Source organism: Streptosporangium sp. NPDC050855, assembly GCF_044456585.1.
GTDB lineage: Bacteria > Actinomycetota > Actinomycetes > Streptosporangiales > Streptosporangiaceae > Streptosporangium > Streptosporangium longisporum.
The window spans coordinates 1-3,574 of record NZ_JBITFY010000059.1; the positions used below are offsets into that span (position 1 = coordinate 1).

Below are 3,574 nucleotides of genomic sequence, written 5' to 3' on the forward strand. Positions count from 1 at the left end.
CTCCTGTGCGGCGGTGGAGGTCCACTGCTGGTTGGGCCGGCCGTTGCAGTCCCAGATCTGCGCGAGGGCGCCGTTGGCCTGGGAGACGTTCGCCACGTCCAGGCACCGGCCCGAGGCCGTGCCGATCAGCGGGGTGGTCGCCGCCGAGGCCGGTGCCGCCCATGTCAGGACGGTCACCGGCACGGTCGCCAGCGCCGCCACGACGGCCGCGACGGCGGCCGGTCGAGAGCTCCGCCTTCGTGCCGGACGGTGCGCCGGGCGGTCGGGGAAGGGCTGCATGTCGTACTCCTCGGGGTAGGGCATGACGAAGACGGTCGTGAGCCGGAGGCCGCGGGGCACCGCGCGGGCGCCCGCAGGCGGTACGGGCTCGCCCGGCCCGATGAAGAAAGCCTGAAACACCGCTCACCACCCGATCGAATCGATTCGACGGCGTCGATGGTCCACCGGGCGGATGAGAGGTCGTGCACGGCGAAGCACATACAGGCGGTGAATCACCTGTCAAGTCACGGCCCGTCCCGCAGGCCCCGAGAACCCCGCCGTACGCCGCCTGTCCAGCGACGCCGCCGATCGAGGCCGATGAAACGTTCATCCCCGGCTCGTTCCCGGCGGCGTCTCGGCACCCGGCGGGGAGGGCGGAGCGGCTCCCCGGGGGCCGTCGGACCCCCGGCGCCGCCCACGGCGGCCCGGACCTCCGCATCCGGATCGGACGCGTCGGAACCGACGTGACCGCCGCACGGGACCGGGTGTCAGGAAGCGGTCGCTCCGGAAATCCGCACCCGAGTCAGTACGACACATGTGAACGGTTCATCCGGACCGGACCGGTCCAACGAGTGGGCTCGCCCGTATCACTCCTGGTGGAGGGGTTATATCGATTCACAGCACCCTGAACCGTCGTGTGCGCAGGACGAAATAAGTGTGCTTAAGGTCTTGACAGGTATCGGCGCGGCGAACGTAATTGGTAACGAGGTCCCGGGAGACGGCGCTCCCGCGAGGACCTCCCGGCCGGATCACAAAGGCGGGGTGCGGAGGCGCATCGGTGACCTCCACACCGTGATCCTCCACACATCCACAGCCTCGTTCGCCACGCGTTCCCGGTGGTGTCCACGGTGAGGCGTGCCGTCTTCTGGAGATGAACGTGACCGACCCGACCCCCCACGCCGCCCGGACCGCTCATGATCCGGTGCGGACGTCCCCGCCGACGCCGTGACGACACGGCACCGCAGACCCCTCACCAGGTGATCGCCCACGGTCACCGCGGCCGCCGAGCCGCCTGATCCCCCGTTCCGGAGCCGCCGTCGCGGCACCGGCCGTCGTCGTGCGCTCCCCGCCCGGTGATCGCCATGCCCAGGGAGGGTCCACCACCTGACACGTCAGGGGCGGACCCGACAACACCCCCCATAGCCGACAAGGATCCACCGTGCACTTACCCTCGCGCGTCACGGCGCTCAGAACGGCCGTGATCGGTCTCGTCACCGGGGTGCTGGCCGCGGCATTCGCCTTCATCGTCCCGGCGACCTCGGCCCTGGCGGCCGTCACGACCCTGTACGCCGCCCCCTCCGGCACGGGCACCGCCTGCACCTCGGCCCAGCCGTGCTCGTTGTCCGCGGCCCAGACGGCGGTACGGTCGCTGAACGCGGCCATGTCCGGCGACATCGTCGTCGAGCTCGCCGACGGGGTGTACCGGCCGGCGGCGCCGATGCGGCTGACCGCGGCCGACTCCGGCAACAACGGCCACACCGTCAGGTGGCAGGCCGCCGCGGGCGCCCGTCCCGTCATCAGCGGCGCGAGGGCGGTGACCGGATGGACGCAGGCCGACCCCGCCAGGAACATCTGGCGGGCCGCCGTGGGCACCGGCATCGACACCCGGCAGCTGTACGTCGACGGCGTCGCCGCCACCCGCGCGCGCACCCAGGTGAACCGGGCGGACTTCACCGCGAGCAGCACCGGGATGAGGTTCACCAACGGTGCCCTGAGCTATCTCAACAACCTGAGCGGCCAGAACCGGATCGAGATGGAGAGCGTCGGCTCGTTCACCGACCGGTACTCCCCGGTCCAGAGCATCAGCGGCAACCTGATCACGATGCAGCAGCCCGCCTGGAACAACAACAACTTCGGCTACGACACCTTCACCCAGCCGCACCGCGCGGGCCCGCTCTACCTGACCAACGCCTACGAGTTCCTCGACTCCCCGGGTGAGTGGTACATCAATCCCGCAACCGGCGTCCTGTACTACATCCCGGCCGCGGGCCAGAACATGGGCACCGTCAGCGTCGAGCTGCCGGTGCTGCAGTCACTGGTCGCCGTGGGCGGGACCTACGACGCGCCCGCGCACCACATCGCCCTCAGTGGCATCACGTTCACCGGCACGACGTGGCTGGGTCCCAGCGGCAATCAGGGGTTCGTCGACCAGCAGACCGGCGCCTACATCGCCGGCACCTGGAACTGGCCCGCCTTCTCCTCGTGCCACAACGGCTGCACGCAGTTCGAGGCCGCCCGGCCGAACTGGTTCCAGATGCCGGCCGCGCTCCAGATCTCGGCCGCCAACAACGTCACGGTCAGCGACTCCCGGTTCCTCAACCTGGGCCAGACCGCCGTGGGCATCGGCAACGACGCGAACGCCCACGCCAGCGGTGTGGGTCTCGGCGCCGGCAATATCACCGTCACCCGCTCCGAGATCGCCCGCAGCTCGGCCGGGGGCATCGTCGTCGGCGGCGTGCGCGCCGACGCCCACCACCCCAGCGACCAGCGCATGGTCAACCGCGACATCACCGTCAGCGACAACCGGATCCACGACCTGGGCCTGGACTACCGCGGCATCGTGTCGGTCCTGACCACGTACGTCACCGGCTCCCTGGTCGCCCACAACGAGGTCTACAACATGCCCTACACCGGCATGTCGATCGGGTACGGCTGGGGCGCCAACGACGCCGGCGGCAACAACAACTACGCCGGCCGCGGCCTGTACAACTACCAGCCGCGGTACACCACGCCGACCACCGCCTCCGACAACCGGCTCATCGGCAACTACGTCCACGACGTCATGCAGCAGATGAACGACGGCGGCTGCATCTACACGCTGTCGTGGAACCCCGGCGCGGTGATCAGCGACAACCACTGCCTGCGGACCAACGGCTACTTCGGGGTCTACTTCGACGAGGGCTCCAAGTACTACACGGTCAGGAACAACGTCTTCTCCGCCATCGGCACCTGGGCCACCGCCAACTACTGGGGCGGCGAGAACATGGGCAACTGGACCGTCGTCAACAACTGGACGAGCAACGGCGCCACGAACGTGACCAACGGCGACCGCGGCAACGTGGTCAGCGGCAACGTCACCGTCACCAACGGCAACTGGCCGTCGGGCGCCCAGGCCGTGATGGCCGCGGCCGGGCCCCGGAACGGCGCGTCACCGTCACCGACGCCGACGCCGGGCAGCGCGAGCGCGCTCAGGGGAACCGCTTCCGGCCGGTGCCTGGACGTCAACGGCGCCTCCCAGGCCAACGGCGCCCTCGCGCAGATCTGGGACTGCAACGGCCAGGCCAACCAGCAGTGGACCTCCACCGCCGCACAGGAA

The 3,574-nt window shown here is 69.9% G+C and carries 2 protein-coding genes; one reads left to right on the forward strand and one right to left on the reverse strand.

What is annotated here, in order from left to right; translation table 11 throughout:
* The coding region (locus ACIBCT_RS40465) for an RICIN domain-containing protein (RefSeq protein WP_399197362.1) at nt 1–303 on the reverse strand (303 nt) is incomplete at its 3' end.
* 1,114 nt (nt 304–1,417) lie between these two features.
* On the opposite strand from ACIBCT_RS40465, the gene ACIBCT_RS40470 reads away from it, so the two are divergent.
* The coding region (locus ACIBCT_RS40470; protein WP_399197363.1) for an RICIN domain-containing protein at nt 1,418–3,574 on the forward strand (2,157 nt) is incomplete at its 3' end.